General features: G+C 32.3%; 14 protein-coding genes. 10 read left to right on the top strand and 4 right to left on the bottom strand.

What is annotated here, in order from left to right; translation table 11 throughout:
- Positions 1 to 391: 391 nt before the first annotated feature.
- From porQ to CHB81_RS25600, 7 genes are all read left to right on the top strand, one after another.
- On the top strand, positions 392 to 1411 hold the full coding sequence (gene porQ, locus CHB81_RS25630) for a type IX secretion system protein PorQ (protein WP_089354659.1): 1020 nt from the start codon (positions 392 to 394) through the stop codon (positions 1409 to 1411).
- A 4-nt stretch (positions 1412 to 1415) separates the two neighbouring features.
- Positions 1416 to 2018, top strand: a complete 603-nt coding sequence (locus CHB81_RS25625) for a murein L,D-transpeptidase catalytic domain-containing protein (RefSeq protein ID WP_089354658.1) — start codon at positions 1416 to 1418, stop codon at positions 2016 to 2018.
- 131 nt (positions 2019 to 2149) lie between these two features.
- On the top strand, positions 2150 to 2752 hold the full coding sequence (locus tag CHB81_RS25620) for a murein L,D-transpeptidase catalytic domain-containing protein (protein WP_089354657.1): 603 nt from the start codon (positions 2150 to 2152) through the stop codon (positions 2750 to 2752).
- A 46-nt stretch (positions 2753 to 2798) separates the two neighbouring features.
- Positions 2799 to 3491: a (d)CMP kinase gene (cmk, locus tag CHB81_RS25615; protein ID WP_089354656.1), complete on the top strand. Its 693-nt coding sequence runs from the start codon at positions 2799 to 2801 to the stop codon at positions 3489 to 3491.
- Positions 3492 to 3559: 68 nt separating this feature from the next.
- Positions 3560 to 4822, top strand: coding sequence for a nucleoside permease (locus CHB81_RS25610; protein WP_089354655.1), 1263 nt, complete (start codon positions 3560 to 3562; stop codon positions 4820 to 4822).
- A 134-nt stretch (positions 4823 to 4956) separates the two neighbouring features.
- A complete protein-coding gene (locus CHB81_RS25605) occupies positions 4957 to 5289 on the top strand; it encodes a type II toxin-antitoxin system RelE/ParE family toxin (protein ID WP_089354654.1) in 333 nt (110 codons plus the stop codon).
- A 10-nt stretch (positions 5290 to 5299) separates the two neighbouring features.
- Positions 5300 to 5629, top strand: coding sequence for a helix-turn-helix domain-containing protein (locus CHB81_RS25600; RefSeq protein WP_089354653.1), 330 nt, complete (start codon positions 5300 to 5302; stop codon positions 5627 to 5629).
- Positions 5630 to 5702: 73 nt separating this feature from the next.
- On the opposite strand, the gene CHB81_RS25595 is transcribed toward CHB81_RS25600, so the two are convergent.
- The 3 genes from CHB81_RS25595 to CHB81_RS25585 all read right to left on the bottom strand — a co-directional run bounded on the left by CHB81_RS25595 (position 5703) and on the right by CHB81_RS25585 (position 7658).
- Positions 5703 to 6218 carry a hypothetical protein gene (locus tag CHB81_RS25595; RefSeq protein WP_089354652.1) on the bottom strand — a complete coding sequence of 172 codons (516 nt, stop codon included), beginning with the start codon at positions 6216 to 6218 and terminating at the stop codon, positions 5703 to 5705.
- Positions 6219 to 6255: 37 nt separating this feature from the next.
- On the bottom strand, positions 6256 to 6606 hold the full coding sequence (locus CHB81_RS25590) for a hypothetical protein (protein WP_089354651.1): 351 nt from the start codon (positions 6604 to 6606) through the stop codon (positions 6256 to 6258).
- Between the two features lie 356 nt (positions 6607 to 6962).
- Positions 6963 to 7658 (bottom strand): S24 family peptidase, encoded by a 696-nt coding sequence (locus CHB81_RS25585; protein ID WP_089354650.1) that lies wholly within the window; start codon positions 7656 to 7658, stop codon positions 6963 to 6965.
- Positions 7659 to 8460: 802 nt separating this feature from the next.
- Between CHB81_RS25585 and CHB81_RS25575 the strand changes: the two genes are divergently transcribed.
- From CHB81_RS25575 to CHB81_RS25560, 3 genes are all read left to right on the top strand, one after another.
- Complete coding sequence (locus tag CHB81_RS25575; protein ID WP_141130464.1) at positions 8461 to 11721, top strand: hypothetical protein; 3261 nt, start codon at positions 8461 to 8463, stop codon at positions 11719 to 11721.
- A gap of 1330 nt (positions 11722 to 13051) precedes the next feature.
- Positions 13052 to 14830: a 30S ribosomal protein S1 gene (gene rpsA, locus CHB81_RS25565; protein ID WP_089354646.1), complete on the top strand. Its 1779-nt coding sequence runs from the start codon at positions 13052 to 13054 to the stop codon at positions 14828 to 14830.
- A gap of 139 nt (positions 14831 to 14969) precedes the next feature.
- On the top strand, positions 14970 to 17432 hold the full coding sequence (locus tag CHB81_RS25560) for a T9SS type A sorting domain-containing protein (protein ID WP_089354645.1): 2463 nt from the start codon (positions 14970 to 14972) through the stop codon (positions 17430 to 17432).
- Positions 17433 to 17499: 67 nt separating this feature from the next.
- Here CHB81_RS25560 and CHB81_RS25555 read toward each other — a convergent pair.
- On the bottom strand, positions 17500 to 17789 hold a 290-nt coding region (locus tag CHB81_RS25555), incomplete at its 5' end, for an IS3 family transposase (RefSeq protein WP_141130436.1).

The raw sequence follows: 17789 nt of genomic DNA, 5'->3' as shown, positions 1-17789 counted from the left end.
TGCGTGGGCTTCTCCCGAAGCGCAATGTTATTAATTTAAGCTTTTAAAAAATAAAATTATTGCAAGTTAAATCCTGTTTTTATCCGCGTTTTTACGAAGTAAATCTGTTTTATCCGCGTCAAAATTAGACACTGATTTCACGGATTCGCTAAAGCGAAAACGCTGATAGAAACGGATTTTTCTAATTACTTTCTTGATTAAACTGTTAAGTAATTTTATAGATTTCCCTTTAACTTAATGACATTGGAATTTAATTAGAATTTGGACTTTTTCATTATAATTTTCATTTCAATTGGAATTTGGAATTTTTGTATTGGAATTTATTTTTTGTTAGTTATATAATTTTATCTTCGCATTTGCGTTATTCCCATATAGGAATCGCCCCAAAAGCATGTTAAAACGATTTGTTTTACTTTTTTTTAGTCTGATTTGTTTGGTTTCTTACGGGCAAATAGGAGGTCGATATACTTATCAGTTTTTAAATTTAACGACTTCTCCGCGACAAGCTGCTTTAGGCGGGGAAACGATTACAATATATGATGAAGACGTGAATCAGGTCATGTCAAATCCGGCAGCATTAAATGAAGATATGGACAATCATCTGGCAATGAATTACGGAAGTTATTATGGCGAAGCGTCTTATGGAACTGCTTCATATGCCTATACTTACGACAGACACGTTCAAACATTTTATGCAGGCATGAGTTATGTAAACTATGGCTCATTTGAAGGATATGACGAAAATGGTCAGGCAACATCAAGCTTTACAGGAAGTGAAGGTGCATTATCGTTAGGGTATGCTTATAATATTCCTTACACAGACATACATGTTGGAGCAAATGTTAAGTTAATAACTTCAACGTTAGAAAGTTATAATTCTATTGGAGGTGCAATAGATTTAGGTTTTTTGTATATAATTGAAAAAAATGACGTAAATTTGGCGTTGGTAATTCGCAATATCGGTACACAGTTTACAACGTATTCAGGAATACAGGAAAAATTACCATTTGAAATCATTGCAGGAGTTTCTCAGGAATTAGAGCACGTCCCAATCCGTTGGCATCTTTCGTTGGAAAATTTACAACAATGGAATATTTCTTTTTCAAACCCCGTTCGTGGAGAAACCAGCATTGACGGATCAACAAGTAATGAGAAAGTTTCGTTTGTAAATAATGCTTTAAGACATGTTGTTTTTGGTGTGGAGCTTTTCCCCAAAAGAGCATTTAATTTGCGTTTAGGATATAATTTTAGAAGAGGAGAGGAATTAAGAGTGGCTGATCAACGTAATTTTTCTGGAGTTTCATTAGGATTTGGATTAAAAATGAATAAGTTAAAGTTTAATTATTCATATTCGAGATATACATTGGCTGCAAATACGAGTCTTTTTGGTCTAATTTTAAATTTTCAATAGTTATATGAAAATATTTAGTTTGTTTTTGTTTATGACTGTAGGGTTTTTAACGGGTTCAAAACACTACTACAAGGAAGAAACTTCTATTACAAGTGTAGAAATAGAAAGGATTAATACGAGAGTTAGCGAAATAAGAAACATGATGAGTATTGATCCCAAATACAATACTAAAATCGCTTTTTTTGTAGACATGAGAATACCATCTGGTAAAAATCGTTTTTTTGTTTATGATTTAGTAAACAATAAAATTATTGACCAAGGGCTTGTGGCGCACGGTTCAGGATCTGAAACCGGAGTAAAAGGAAGTTTAAGATTTAGCAATACACCAAACTCTAACTGCACCGCTTTAGGCAGATATTCTATCGAAAAATGTTACAAAGGTTGTTTTGGAAAATCGTATAAACTAAATGGTTTAGATGAAACAAATAATAACGCCTTCAAAAGAGCCATAGTTTTGCATTATTATTCGGCAGTTCCTTATGACGAGCAAGACTATTATATCAGTAACAGCCATGGTTGTCCAATGGTAAATGAACAATTCTTTAAACGAATCGAAAAAATAATTGATAGTTCTAAGTCGAATATAATTTTAGACATTTATTACTAGAACTTTTATCACATACCATTTCAATAAAAATAAAATATTATGCTGTTGTCAATTTTTTCAACAGCATTTTTTTTGAAATCACAACATCCTTTTTAATCCTGATTTTTATCTAATCAAAGAAATAATATCCTATGAAGAAGATCTTTTTTGTTTTTCTTGTATTGCTGTTGTTTTTTATTGGATATAAAATTTTCAGGAAAGACAAAGAAATAACTTCCTCAACTGAAAGGAAAATTGATATAATAAAAATCAATGAAGTTAAGAGATTAATTAAGAGTAATTCACGATATAATAACAGAATTGCATTTTTTATTGATATGAAAATTCCTTCCGGCAAGAATCGCTTTTTTATCTATGATCTGAAAGAAAATAAAATTATCGATAAAGGATTAGTTGCACATGGTTCAGGATCTGAAACCGGCATTAAAGGAAAACTAAAATTTAGTAATATTCCTAATTCATTAAGTACTTCACTGGGGAACTATGCTATAGGAAATCCTTATAAAGGCAAATTCGGGAAAGCTTATAAATTGTACGGATTAGATAAAACAAATAGCAAAGCATTTGAGCGGGATATTGTTTTTCATTATTATTTTGATGTTCCGTATAAAGAGAAAGATGGCTATATTTGCAACAGTTATGGCTGTCCCATGGTTAATAAACGATATTTTGAAAGAGTATCAAAAATAATTGACAGTTCTGACTCGGATATTATAATGAGTATTTATTACTAATGTCGCATTAAAGCATAAAAGGAATTAAAATTTAAAAAATAGAAAATTGAAAAAAATTACCATTGCAATTGATGGATTCTCATCAACAGGAAAGAGCACTTTGGCAAAACAGTTAGCAAAAGAGTTAGAATATGTTTATGTTGATACTGGAGCAATGTACCGTGCTGTTGCATATTTTGCAATGGAAAATAAGTTTATTGGAGCTGATTTCTTTGATAAAAAAAGTTTAATTGATTCACTTCCAAAAATTCAGTTAGAATTTAAATATAATGCTGATCTTGGTTTTGCCGAGATGTTTCTGAATGGTAAAAATGTTGAAAAACAAATTAGAACTATCGAAGTTTCTAATTTTGTAAGTAAAGTAGCTGAAGTTTCAGAAGTGCGTTCCAAATTGGTGGAACAACAGCAGGGAATGGGTAAAAATAAAGCCATTGTAATGGATGGAAGAGATATAGGAACCGTAGTTTTTCCTGACGCAGAGCTTAAAATTTTTATGACTGCCAGCGCTGAAACCCGTGCACAAAGACGTTTTGATGAGCTGCAGCAAAAAGGCGATAATGTATCTTATGAAGATGTTTTGAAAAATGTAGTCGAAAGAGATCATATCGATACACACCGAGAAGATTCTCCTTTGGTAATTGCAGATGATGCTATAGAAATTGATAATTCTTATTTAAATAAAGAAGAACAATTCTCGGCTGTTTTAGAATTAGTAAATGATGTTGTTAAAACTGTTTAATTTTTTGTAGATATCATTTTTAATGGTAGTTTTACCGCTTCATTTTTACTAAAAGACAATTTCATCATATGGGAATTAAATTAAGGCTGACAATTATGAATTTTCTCCAATTTTTTGTTTGGGGAGTGTGGTTGATTTCATTAGGAGGTTACATGGGGCAGGTTTTTGGCCCATTAGAAGGAGGTAGTGTTGGTTTGTCGATTGGAAGAACATATGGTTCAATGGGCTGGGCAAGTTTATTTATGCCGGCATTGCTAGGTATAATTGCTGATAAATACTTTAGTGCTCAAAAAGTTTTAGGTATTGCTCATATAATTGCTGGAATAGCAATTTTCTTCGCTACAAAAGCAACTAACTCAACCGAAATGTATTGGGTTATTTTTGCAACTAGTTGTTTCTATATGCCAACTATAGCTTTAAATAATTCTGTTAGTTATGCAGTTTTAAATAAATTCAAATTTAATGTACAAGAAGCATTTACTCCAATTCGTGTTTGGGGTACAGTAGGTTTTATAATAGCAATGTGGGTTACTGATTTAACAGATTGGAAATCAAACACAAATCAATTTATTTTTGCTTCAGTAGCAATGATTATTACGGGTTTATTTTCTTTTACAATGCCTGATGTTCCTGCAGAAAATAAAAATTCAAATCAATCTTTATCAAGTAAATTTGGATTAGATGCCTTCGTATTGTTTAAACAAAAAAAGATGGCAGTATTTTTTGTTTTTGCAATGTTATTAGGTGCAGCACTACAAGTTACAAATATGTTTGGTGATACGTTTATTAGGGATTTTGGTTCTAATCCAGAATATCATGGTACTTTTGGAGTTGAGCATTCAGTATTTATAATTTCATTGTCTCAAATTTCAGAAACATTATTTATTTTAACTATACCATTTTTCTTAAAGAGATTCGGAATTAAACAAGTGATGATATTTAGTATGATTGCATGGGTGTTGCGTTTTGCTTTATTTGGAATTGGAAATCCTGGTTCAGGAGTAATTTTCCTTATTTTATCAATGATAGTGTACGGAATGGCTTTTGATTTCTTTAATATTTCGGGTTCTTTATTTGTTGAGAGAGAAACTGATAGTAAAATAAGATCAAGTGCACAAGGACTATTTATGTTGATGACCAATGGAATTGGCGCTATTTTAGGTGGTGAATTTGCAGGAAGAACAGTAAGTTATTTTACTATTGGAAAAAGAGTTCAGTGGCCAGAGGTTTGGTTTTCATTTGCTGGATATGCTTTTGTAATTTTAATTTTATTTGTGTTTTTATTTAAATACAAACATGATCCAAAAGAAATTGAGAATTTGAGTCATTAAAAAATTAGGTTTATCAAATATTATTTTTTTTTTGATAAAATGTTAGAATAAAGAATTTTTAATAAACATAAAAAATACCACAAAAGTTTCTAATTTTAGAAGCTTTTGTGGTATTTTTGTTATATCTAATTTAAGTGAAGTATTTCGAAACAAAATTTTTAAAAGAGGCAGATGAATTTGTGTCAAAACTTGATAAAAAAACGATCACCAAACTATTATACAATATTGATTTAGCAGAGAAGAATCGCGATCCGAGATTGTTTAAAAAACTGAAAGATGAGATTTGGGAATTTAGAGTGAGGTTTGGTGGTGTTCAAATTAGATTGTTAGCATTTTGGGATAAAATGGATAATAAGCAAACTTTAGTTCTTGCAACTCACGGTTTTATAAAAAAGGTAGATAAAGTTCCTCTTGATGAGATTGAAAGAGCTAAGAAAATAAGAAATCATTATTTTGAAAATAAATAAAAATAAAATTATGAAAAAAAAGACAGCAATAGAATCATACTCTCTTTCGGAAATGAAAGATCGATATATTGGTACAATAGGTACGTCAGAAAGAGATCAATATGAATATGAGCTTAATATGGATATTTTAGGAAGAATGATTAAAACGGCAAGAAAAGAAAGGAAATTAACTCAAGAACAATTGGGAGAATTGATTGGTGTAAAAAAAGCTCAAATTTCTAAATTAGAAAGTAGCGCAAATAGTGCAACAATTGATACGATAATTAAAGTTTTTAAAGCTTTGAAAGCTGAAATAAGTTTTAATGTAAAAATTGAAAATCAGAATTTGCAAGTTTCATAACTTTGAGGAAGGTAATTTTGAACAACAAACCCGACAGATTTTTAAAATCTATCGGGTTTGTTGTTTTTAGAGTTTACGCTAAAGAAGCAATCAAATCTTCAACTTGCTTTTTCTGATCGGCGTATTTTTGCTGAAGTTCAGAACCTTCGCCCATTCGATTATAGTATTCAAGACCTTTTTGAGCAAAAAACTTTTTATGGAAATTGGAAATTTCAGGAAGCTGCGGAAACAAAATATTAAAATTCATTTCGTAATAAGCTTGCCATTCTCTTTCGTTTTTATCCAGAACATATGGCTTTGTTGTTTTTTGATTGACATGAACCATTTCGTGGGCAATCAGGATAAGCATTAATTCTATCGGAAATTCGAAAGTATTTTCAGGAATTCTGATAATTTGAGGTTCTCCAAATTCACCTTCAGTAGTCATTAAGATAAAGTCGGGTTTTGCTTTTTCTCTAAATAGAAAACCTTTTAGATTTTTGCTTTTGAGATTGTACTTTTTTAAAAGCCAATAAACAGCATTAAGAGTCTGTCCGTTTTGATGAAACGAATCAACTTTTTGTTTTATTTGATCGAGTGTCCAAGTCATGAAATAAAAATACAAAAATTCTTCTATTTGAATAATTTTAATTTGAAACAGTATCTAATATAGGTATGCTTATCGAAGGATCATTGGCGTAATATTTTACATATATTTTTTTATTGATACACGAATGATCGTCTTTGCATTTTTTATATAATAGGTTTGATGAAACTTCATTACTATAAATAGCACCATCGACAGTATAATGATATTCTAAATAATTGACAGATTCAATTTCGTAATAGTCTGTAATGTATCCATTGGTTATTTTTGCATTTGAATTGATCTTGCTGCGATCAGTGTATTCTTTGTATGTTTTTTTAAAACTAAAAAAAAGCAATACAAGAATTAGAAATATTACAGGGATTGAGATTTTTTTTAAGTTTTCTTTCATTTATTGCTTATCCTTTTTAAAGCCATTTATCTAAAAATTTTCTTCCGGAAATTCAAGATTTTAGAAAGTATTAAAAGTAAAGAAAATTTTTATGCAAATACATTTTGATTTAGCTAAAGCCTTACTAAGATTTAAAACTCAAATAAAGATGTAAAAATAAATTATAGACAATAGTATATAGACAATAGTTTATGTCTAAAACTTGTCAACTCATTTTTGTTATCCCAAGTTCAGGATGATAGAGAAGTGTCTGCAATTTTACGATTTATCAGAACATCTATAAAATTGATGTTTTATAGCAAGAATCTTTCAAGCTAAAAAAAACTCAGAATCTCAGGGACTCAGAACCTTTTTTGTCACAATGCATTAATTCTGATACTTGCTTTTACCAACGCAAGAGCCTTTATACTTGTTATAGGATATTCGACAGTTTGGTGGTGTGGGTTTTGAGATTCAAGTTTTACATAGTTTTCGCGCTCAGATTGTTTTATGTATTTTGTAAAAAAGGATTCATTCCCATCATTGTTTACATATATAAGGTACATCTCGCCCCATATGATATTTTCGATAGGATTGTTTATCTTTTTATAAATAACAATATCTCCGCTATTCAACAAAGGATACATACTGTCGCCAATCATGTAGAGAGCGCCATCATAATTTGAAATTTTATGAATTTTGATAAAATCTACAGGACTTTGATTTTCATTCTTATCAAATAGATCGCTAATTTCTGTAATGGTTTGAATATCATAAAGCGGAATTTGAGTTATATCGTGAAATATTTCCTGTTTTTTAGGAGTCTCGACGTTTTTCTGAGAAGAAATATCCGATTTAAGCATGTTTCCGTCGCCGGTTAAGAGCCATTCGACGTTAATATCAGTGTAAATTTTTAAGATATTTTCTAATTTATCCAGTCCAATTGTTTTGTTATTTTTTAATTGACTGGCAAAGGAACCGTTCGACATCCCCACTTCTCGCTCGAAAGAGCTGACTCTAACGCTTTTAAAATCAAGATATAGTTTAATTCTTTTTATCGTGTTCTCTGTCATCAATCATTTTTTTTTAGAAAAAATCTTACATTTTCCTTGTTGTTTAAGAAATATCTTAATACATTTGTCCCGACATTAATACAAACAAGGTAATGGACAAAAATATAAAAACAAAACCAAGTTATAATCAAGATGTGCTAAAGATTATTAAAAGAAGGTACGGGTATTCTTTTGACTATATCCGAAAATTGATTCGGGGTGATAGGGCAGGACTAGTTTCTGACATGATAAAAGCCGAGTATAATAAGCTAAATAATGAAGCCATAAAGGCAATAGAGCATCAGGTTTCTAAATTTTAAGAACAATTTTTTGTGAGTTTTTAAAAGGCAAACAGAGCTCTTTTATAAAAAAAAGAACACATTTTGTTTTATAGAATTTCTATTAAAAATGTGTCTTTGTTGAATGTGGTTTTTTCCTGTTTAAGACTAAAATTTAGCGGTTAATAAAATTTAATGTTTCCGGGAATTAAATTTTGTTATGAATGCAGAAGTAAGCGATTGTAGTTTACGGGAAAAACAAATTTTTTAAAAATATTAATAAATAAAAATGGCTATGAAAAAGAGTATTTAAAATAAGCAACACCAAAAGCATTTTTTGCAGTTGCAAAATCTTTTATGCAAATAGTTTTCCTTGTATGGTAAATGATTTTCAGGCAACAGATTTATGACTGTTTAAAGCTTGTTTTGAACTGTTTTGCAAATTATAAAAGATTAAAAAAAAAATCTAGAATTATTCTTGTAATATCATGTTATTATAATTCTGTCTAAGATTTAGGATTACAGAATTTTAAACAATTTAAATAATGAAGAAAAAAATATTTTATATATGGTTCTTTTTTGCAGCCATGTTATTTTCAGTAAATATAAATGCACAAGCTTCTATAGGAAGCAAAAAAAATCCTGAGGCGTTTTCTGTCTTAGAGCTTGCAAATATTGGCGGGCTTAGACTGCCTCAAATGACTACAGCCCAGCGTAATGCTTTTGCTGTAAAAGGCAATGCACTTGGTAATGGTCTTACCATTTACAATAGCACTACCGGTTGTGTAGAGTATTGGAACAGCTCTCGCTGGGTGAGTTTATGTGATGGTACATCACAAACCACTATCAGCCCGACACCTTGTATTGGTGTGGCAGCAGACGGAACTGGCTGTAACCAGACCTTTACAGTAGCAGACGTAGATTGTCCTACAGGACCATTTACTATCACTATAGTAGCAGGCGGCGAGTATGCTACTTTGTATGATGTAGATAATGCAGGCGGATCATTTAAAGTTGCTTTTAATGAAAATGCAAACGTAAATGCCCGTACTATTTTGGTACGTGTTACAAGTACCTGTACAAGTTTATACAAAGAATTTTTATTCTCTCAAAATGGGGTAAATTGTACTTCTATGTCTTATGCAGTGCCAACAATAAGCCCGGCAAGTACTAACCTGTCATTATGTGCCGGAGGATCTGCTTATTTAGCAGTTCCTGCTAATACAGCAAATCTTGATAAATTAATCTGGACCCGTAATGGTGTAGAGGTAGCTCGCGGCGTTTCTTTTTATATCGCTAATCAGGCTGGTAAATATAATGTTTCTATGGGAGCTGTTGGCTGTAATACCAATGCTGCAAATGAGCGCAATGTTACCACATCTGCTACAGCGGCATCTGGGGCTACATCAATTATTGCTTCTAACAATGGAGTTCTATGCGGAAGCAATCCTGTAACGCTTACAGCAACAGGAAACACTGCAAATGTAGTATGGTTACAAAACGGTGTAGAAAAACAATCTGGACCAACAATAAGCTTAACGGGTGATTCAAGTGTAGGAGAATGGTTTGCGGCTATAAAAGACGGAAGCTGTTATTCTAAACCTTCTAATAGTATTACTATTACTAAAAGTGCAGCAACAGGGCAGGTAACCCTTAATGATTCTGATGCACTGGTAAACGGAAAGGCTTTAAGTACTTTTAATTCATTTTGTGCAGGCGGATCACTAGATTTAAGTGTTGCCAACCAAAAGAATGGTATTACTTATACCTGGTACAATGGTAATGATATTATCAGTTCTAATCCTTTTATAGTACCAACTAACTTAACTAAAATTACGTTACGTTTAGTGGCTACAGATAATAGCGGTGCAACTTGTTCTAAAGAGGTAAATGTAGTAGATAAAAGTGTTACAACAGGTGGTGCACCGGCACAGCCTAATATTACAGGAAACTCTGTGCTTTGCGGCGGTACTACAGATTTAACTTTGGTGCCGGCTGTGGCAGGAACCTATGCCTATACCTGGTATAAAGATGGTATAAAAATGGCAGAGACTACACCAACTATTACTGTAACTACACCAGGTGTAGTATATACAGGTATGGTGACTACTCAGGCTGGATGTTCAAGTACTGTGGCTACAAAAACAATTGCAGCTAATGTTTCTGACTTACCGGTACTTACATGGGTTTCTAAACCTGCATCAGGTAATTATGGAACTTCTGTTAGTTTGCAGACTGCTATTGAGTTTGGTCCTGCAGTATCTTATACATGGACTGCTGATAGCGGAGCTGTGGTTACAGGTTCAGGAGCAAGTGTTTCTGTCAAGCTTCCTGCTTCAGGAACAAGTAGTGCAACTTTAACCGTTAAGGTAACTGCTGTAAACAGCTGTGGTAAATCAGTTGAAATAGCAGCAACAATTACCATGAACAATGCATGTCCTACACCTGTGCTTACAGCGCAGTCTGATCCTATTCAAACAGTAACTGCAGGATCAAGTGCTAATGTAGTAGTATCAGTATCCTCTGCGGTAAACGAAACATACCAATGGTATAGCAATGCAACAGCAAGCACTACAGGCGGTACCAAGGTGGGTACTAGTTCAAAAACATATACTTATACTCCGTCTGGAGCAGGTACAACTTATTTTTATTGTATCGTGACTAATGGTTGTACAGGTAACCCAACAGGAACTTCACCGGTATTTATGGTAACAGCAAATGCTAACCCGGCTACATTGCCGGATGGTACAGGAACATTGGGCGGTAAAACATGTTTTGATATTGCCGAAAGCAATGATGGTGGTTCTTGTGTGGCATTGGCATCTCGTGTAGCTTTGAAAGCAGATTTTAGCCAGACCGCTACCAACACACAAACCTATACATTTACACCAAGCGGCCAAGTAAGTAAAATTCGTTTTGCTTATGTAGAATCTTTAGGAGGTGCTATTGTAAAATCGATTACTAATAACGGTAACGAATCAGCTCTTAATGTAACAGCTCCTGTTACAGCAACTATAGTATATAAAAACACTTTGAGCAGCACAAATGGTGCTGGTACAGGTGCGGCTTTTGGTAGAACTACAACAAATGGTTTAAAACTGGATATATATGTAATTTACAATAATAATGCTAACGGAACTGGTGCAGATGTAAAAGTAAAACTAACAGCAAGAATACAGGATTGTGCTTGTTGTGGTGCTTATATGGCTCCTAATGTTTGGAAAGAATTTATGTGTTATAACCTTGGTGCTGACGAAAGTCTTGATCCAATGGTGGCTAACCCTGGTTTAGCTGGAGATTGGTATAGATGGGGAAGTAAGCTTCCAGCTGCAAAAGCTGCTCCATCTCCTTATCTTCCTGTTTACGCATACTACCCAGAACCTACACAAGCGGCATATACGATGTATGATACTGCTTGGAATGACAAGTTAAAAGGAGCGAATGATCCTTGTCCTTCAGGTTATAGAGTGCCAAGTAGATTAGAATGGCTTGCGGTAGCCGCTAATAATACAAAAAAAGTAGTTGGTACTGGTCAAAGTGCTGGTTTTGGATTTCTTTATACAGGATCTATGTTTGGAAATAATTTAATGCTTCCTGCTACAACAGATCGTGGTTATAAAGGTCAATTATCAACCTCAGGGGGATATAATTATTATGGAACTGGAAATTATTGGTCTAGTACGACTGGTATTAACTATAACATTACGAGGCTTGCAAATTATTTTATGGTTCTTTCTACATCTTCAAGTAATCAGGCTACTGATATTGCATTTTCAAAAACAGTGCGTTGTATTTCAGAAAATTAATAATAAGGCGTAGTAAAATTTAGCGGTCTTTACTATTTTTTTAGAACACAAAACCCCGAAAGCGTTCTGTCTCTTTAAACTAAGACAAACTAAGTTTTGCTAAAGCAAAAAATAAATAAAAGTCATGCGCTTTTCATTTCCTGCAACACTGCAGGAATGAGAGGTGGGTGATTTCTAAAGAAGAAAAAACAACTTATAGCTTTAATAAAAAAAAGTATTGCTATAGACTAAAGTTTAAAAAATAATAATGAGGTGTCAGGAAATTAAGCTTGTTTTTAAAACTGGTTTAGTGTAATTGATATCTCGATTTAAAGATTCCATTATTTGTTATATTGTTTTTTGTAAGGGGAGAGAATGCCAGTTCTTGAATTTTGCATGATATTGCAGATGAGTAAACCCGACAGGCGTCAAAACCCTGTCGGTTTATTTTTTTATAAAGGTTTCTTTAGAGAGGTTCAAAGGGACAAAGGTTCAGAGGAAAAAAGTTTTTTTGTAGAGACGCACAGCAGTGTGTCTTTCTTGGTTTTTTATTGTTTTTTAAAATTCATGGCTATGCAGGTTTTGATTAAAATTGATTATGATTGAAATGCATTGCCAATGGTTTCAACCGTTGGAAGGGAATTGATTGGCGTAATCTGTAATGTCTTCAATCGTAATCCCAAGGTAAAAACCTTGGGCTATGCTTAAATTGATTGAGGTTGAAACATCTCAATAGCTTTTGGAAGCAAAACCGCAAAGCTTAAACACAATATTGTCATTTCGACCGAAGGGAGAAATCACACTCGGGATTCGACAAAGATTGGTGAAGTATTTTGCATAGTCTTTATTGTGATTTACTTCATCTGTTCGCTATCGCCGGGACCTCCCTCCGGTCGAAATTGACAAAATTGTAGAATTCCCTCTATCGAGTTAAGGAAGTGTATAGTTTGTTAGAAATTGACAAACTTCCGTCTTAGCCTTTGGGTTATAGTTGTAAAAGGACAGAATTTCAGGCTGTTTGGGCAAGAGCTCTTGTGGTCACATAATTTCTGGTTTAGCCCCGATGGTCCCGAGACTTCGGGAGGTGTTCTTTTTATGGCTTTTTAGATATAAAAAGATATAGGCGAGAGCGGGAGTGAAGGTATTGAAAAATCTTACAAGTTGTGCTCCTGAACAATTGCGTTATAATCATTTATAATTATTTTGCTATTACAAATAAATGTATTAATTTTGCAGTCCTTTTGGCAAAGAAGAGTTTCCTTTAGGTATCAACTATTTATGTAAAACAACTTCTGTTTTTTCTACTGCATTAAGAAACTCGAGAAAAACAGAATACAAATTTTTTATCAGCATGTCTGAACAATTAAAATCACAAGAAGAGTTTTTAGCAAATTTTAACTGGCATAACTTCCAAGAAGGAATTGATGCAGTAGATGAGAAAAACTTACAAGAATTCGAAGAACTAGTTTCAAAAACTTTCATCGCTACAGATCAAGAAGAAGTAGTAGAAGGTGTAGTTGTTAGAATTACAGATAGAGACGTTATCGTTGATATCAACGCAAAATCGGAAGGTGTTATTTCTTTAAACGAATTCCGTTACAACCCAAACTTAAAAGTTGGTGACAAAGTAGAAGTATTAATCGACATCCGTGAGGACAAAACAGGTCAATTAGTATTATCTCACAGAAAAGCACGTACTATTAAATCATGGGATAGAGTTATTTCTGCAAACGAAACAGGAGAAATCGTTAATGGTTTTGTAAAATGCAGAACTAAAGGTGGTATGATCGTTGACGTTTTCGGAATTGAAGCTTTCTTACCTGGTTCTCAAATTGACGTTAAGCCAATTAGAGACTACGATGTATATGTAAACAAAATGATGGAATTCAAAGTGGTAAAAATTAACCACGAATTCAAAAACGTTGTTGTATCTCATAAAGCGCTTATCGAAGCTGATATCGAAGTACAGAAAAAAGAAATCATCGGTCAATTACAAAAAGGACAAGTATTAGAAGGTGTTGTTAAAAACATTACTTCTTATGGTGTGTTCATTGACTTAGGTGGTGTAGATGGATTAATTCACATTACTGACCTTTCTTGGAGCAGAATCAACCACCCAAGTGAAGTTCTTGAATTAGACCAAAAATTAAACGTTGTAATCCTTGATTTCGATGATGAGAAAACAAGAATTCAATTAGGATTGAAACAATTAAACGCTCACCCATGGGATGCTTTAGATGCTAATTTAACTATTGGTGATAAAGTAAAAGGTAAAGTAGTTGTAATCGCTGATTACGGTGCATTTATCGAAGTTGCTGAAGGTGTTGAAGGTTTAATCCACGTTTCTGAAATGTCATGGTCAACTCATTTACGTTCTGCACAAGATTTCGTAAAAGTTGGAGATGTTGTTGAAGCTGTTATCTTAACTTTAGATAGAGATGACCGTAAAATGTCATTAGGTATCAAACAATTGACTCAAGATCCATGGACAGATATTACTTCTAAATACCCAGTAGGTTCTAAACATACAGGTATCGTTAGAAACTTTACAAACTTTGGTATTTTCGTAGAATTAGAAGAAGGAATTGATGGATTAATTTACATCTCTGACTTATCTTGGACTAAGAAAATCAAACACCCATCTGAATTTGTAAATGTTGGTGAGAAACTTGATGTAGTTGTATTAGAATTAGATGTTGAAGGACGTAAATTATCTTTAGGTCACAAACAAACTACTGCTAATCCTTGGGATCAATACGAAGATTCTTTCGCTGTAGGAACTATCCACAATGGTGAAATTTCTGAAATCGTTGACAAAGGAGCTACTGTAGAATTCGGAGATGATATCGTTGCTTTCATTCCTACTCGTCACCTTGAAAAAGAAGACGGAAAGAAATTGAAAAAAGGTGATACTGCTGATTTCAAAGTAATCGAATTCAACAAAGAATTCAAAAGAGTAGTTGCTTCTCACACTGCTATCTTCCGTGAAGAAGAAGAGAAAAATGTGAAAGCTGCAACTGAAAATACTTCATCTGCATCATCTACAAATGCACCAGCTGCAACTTTAGGAGATAACAATGATGTATTAGCTGCATTAAAAGCTAAAATGGAAAAAACTGAGAAAAAATAATTCTTAAGTTTTTTATAAATAGAAAGTCCCACAGCAATGTGGGACTTTTTTTTGCGCTATAGTTTTTATTTTAAGAAAATTTAACAAATAAAGTTGTGTTATAGTCTTAAAAAGTTATTTTTGTTTAAAAATCTAACATATGAAGAAACTCTACTTTTTAGTTTTACCTTTTATTTTTTTAAGCAATCTGAGTGCGCAAAATATTATTTTCACAGATAGTGGCGATTTTAAAGATATTTTGGTCTACTATACCAGTGTTGATTCAAATATAGCAAAGGATAAGGACGGAAATAATATCAAAGTCGATAGTAATAATGATAGAGAAATACAGGTTAGCGAAGCACTAAATGTATATCAATTAAATATGGATGATTTTGATAAGAAAGAATTTTTTTTCACTTCAGGAAGAATGAATGGAATTGAATATTTTACAAATCTAACCTATTTAAATTGTAGAAGTTGTAATGCTAAATATTTAGATGTTACTCAGTTAAAAAAATTAGAAGAGTTAAATTGTGATGATAATTACATGGAAAGTTTAAATGTAACTGGCTTAACAAATCTTAGAAAATTAAGTTGCCAAACAACGATTTTCGATACAATACTTTTAACGGGGCTTACAAATCTGGAATATTTAGATTGCAGTAATGGTATCAAAACAACATTAGATTTATCTGGGTGCCCAAATCTTAAGACATTTGTTTTAGATGGAACATCTTTAGTGAATTTATCAGTATCGGGACTAAATAAATTAGAAGATTTTTTAATTAAAGGGACTATACTAACTACTTTAGTCTTGAAAAATTTGCCTTCCTTAAAAATATTGAATTGTGGCTCAACTGTAAATCAAACTACACCTTATCATATATCAAAACTTGAATTGGAAGGATTAGGTAATTTAGAAGAATTAAATTGTTCCTATAATGATATTGCTGTTTTAGATTTATCCAGCTGTACTAAACTTAAAAGTCTTATTTGTTCTCGTAATAAATTAAGCGGTGTTTTGGATGTATCAGACAAAAAGTACTTAACATTATTACATTGCTATAATAACAATTTGACTGGTTTAATTGCGAAAAATGGTTATGAATGGAAATCGTCAGATATTTTCTTTTACAGTAATCCTAGTTTAAAATACATTTGTGTTGAAAACAATCAATATAGTTCTTTTAAATCTAATGTTGAACTTAGCGGGATGTCATTATCAACAATCGAAATTAATTCCTATTGTACTTTTAGACCAGGTGGAGCAAATTACGAAATTAAAGGTATTACCAAAATTGATAGTGATACAAATGGATGTGATGCAGAGGATGGAGGTTATTCATATTTAAAATATAATATTACAGAAGGCATAGATACAGGAACTTTGGTTGCTAATGCATCTGGGATATTTAGTATTCCGGTTCAAGAAGGGACATTTACTATAACTCCAGTTCTGGAAAATCCTAAATATTTTAATATTTCTCCAGTAAATGCAACGGTTGTTTTCCCAACGCAATCGAGCCCATTGGTACAAAATTTTTGTATCACGCCTATTGGTACTTATACAGATTTAGAAATTACATTAATTCCCTTAGAAGCGGCAAGACCGGGTTTTGATGTGAAATATAAAATTGTTTATAAAAATAAAGGAAATACCATTCAGTCAGGTTCTGTGAATCTAAACTTTGATGACACTATTTTAGACTATATCAGTAGTGACACTGATTTAATAAAGAAAGATATTAATAATTTATCCTGGAATTTCAATAATTTAAAGCCAACCGAATATAAAGAAATAACGTTTACGCTTAAGATAAATAAGCCAACTGATACACCTGCGGTAAAGAACGGAGATATTCTAAAATTTATAGCTTCAATTTCATCACAAGGCAAAGATGAAAGTCCTAATGATAGTACTTTCACTTTAAACCAAAGAACCGTAGGTTCTTTTGACCCTAATGACAAAACATGTTTAGAAGGCGATGTAATCACTCCAAACTTAATAGGCGAGTATGTACATTATATGATTCGTTTTGAGAATACAGGAACATATTCTGCTCAGAATATTGTGGTGAAAGATATGATTGATTTATCTAAGTTTGATATTTCAACTTTAATTCCAACAAGTTCAAGCCATTCTTTTGTAACCAAAATTTCGGAAGAAAACAAAGTGGAGTTTATTTTCGAAAATATTAATCTGCCTTTTGATGACGCAAACAATGATGGTTATATTGCTTTCAAAATAAAAACAAAACCAACATTGGTTACAGGCGATTCGTTCACAAATGACGCTAGTATTTATTTTGATTATAATTTCCCCATTTTGACCAATAAAGCAACATCAACATTTAAAACATTAGGGACTCAGGATTTTGAATTTTCTAATTATTTTGCACTGTATCCAAATCCTACTAGTAATAGTTTGAATATTGCAACAAATCAATCTATAGAAATACAATCATTATCCATTTATGATATTTTAGGACAATTGGTTATTGCGGTTCCAGATGCAAAATCGATTTCTACTGTTGATGTTTCGAGACTTAGAACAGGAAATTACTTTATAAAAGTAAAATCAGATAAAGGAAGTTCAAGTATGAAGTTTATTAAAAATTAGAGAGCTATAAAATAGAAAGTCCCACAGTAATGCTAGACTGCACCCAAAAGTTTAGACGAATTTATAATTAAGTTTGATAATAATGAGCTCGATATTGTATCGGGCTCATTCCTTTTAGATTTAGTTTTATTCTATCGTTATTATAGTAATTTATATATTCAATTATTTCTTGTTTTAATTCACTAACTGAACTGTATTTCTTAAGATAAAAAAGTTCTGATTTTATTATTCCGAAGAAATTTTCTATTACAGCGTTGTCAAGACAATTTCCTTTTCTTGACATACTTTGTCTGATTCCTTTTTGTCTTAATAAATATTGATATTGTTTCATTTGATACTGCCATCCTTGGTCTGAGT

Source organism: Flavobacterium sp. ov086 (assembly GCF_900187965.1).
Lineage (GTDB): Bacteria > Bacteroidota > Bacteroidia > Flavobacteriales > Flavobacteriaceae > Flavobacterium.
This window is presented reverse-complemented; position numbering and strand designations above follow the sequence as displayed.

Excerpts from the sequence above, each read along its gene's own strand:
- CHB81_RS25620 (WP_089354657.1), top strand. The coding sequence starts at position 2,150 with ATGAAGAAGATCTTTTTTGTTTTTCTTGTATTGCTGTTGTTTTTTATT.
- CHB81_RS25560 (WP_089354645.1), top strand. The coding sequence starts at position 14,970 with ATGAAGAAACTCTACTTTTTAGTTTTACCTTTTATTTTTTTAAGCAAT.
- CHB81_RS25590 (WP_089354651.1), bottom strand. The coding sequence starts at position 6,606 with ATGAAAGAAAACTTAAAAAAAATCTCAATCCCTGTAATATTTCTAATT.
- CHB81_RS25625 (WP_089354658.1), top strand. The coding sequence starts at position 1,416 with ATGAAAATATTTAGTTTGTTTTTGTTTATGACTGTAGGGTTTTTAACG.
- CHB81_RS25595 (WP_089354652.1), bottom strand. The coding sequence starts at position 6,218 with ATGACTTGGACACTCGATCAAATAAAACAAAAAGTTGATTCGTTTCAT.
- CHB81_RS25600 (WP_089354653.1), top strand. The coding sequence starts at position 5,300 with ATGAAAAAAAAGACAGCAATAGAATCATACTCTCTTTCGGAAATGAAA.
- CHB81_RS25585 (WP_089354650.1), bottom strand. The coding sequence starts at position 7,658 with ATGACAGAGAACACGATAAAAAGAATTAAACTATATCTTGATTTTAAA.
- rpsA (WP_089354646.1), top strand. The coding sequence starts at position 13,052 with ATGTCTGAACAATTAAAATCACAAGAAGAGTTTTTAGCAAATTTTAAC.
- CHB81_RS25575 (WP_141130464.1), top strand. The coding sequence starts at position 8,461 with ATGAAGAAAAAAATATTTTATATATGGTTCTTTTTTGCAGCCATGTTA.
- porQ (WP_089354659.1), top strand. The coding sequence starts at position 392 with ATGTTAAAACGATTTGTTTTACTTTTTTTTAGTCTGATTTGTTTGGTT.
- CHB81_RS25610 (WP_089354655.1), top strand. The coding sequence starts at position 3,560 with ATGGGAATTAAATTAAGGCTGACAATTATGAATTTTCTCCAATTTTTT.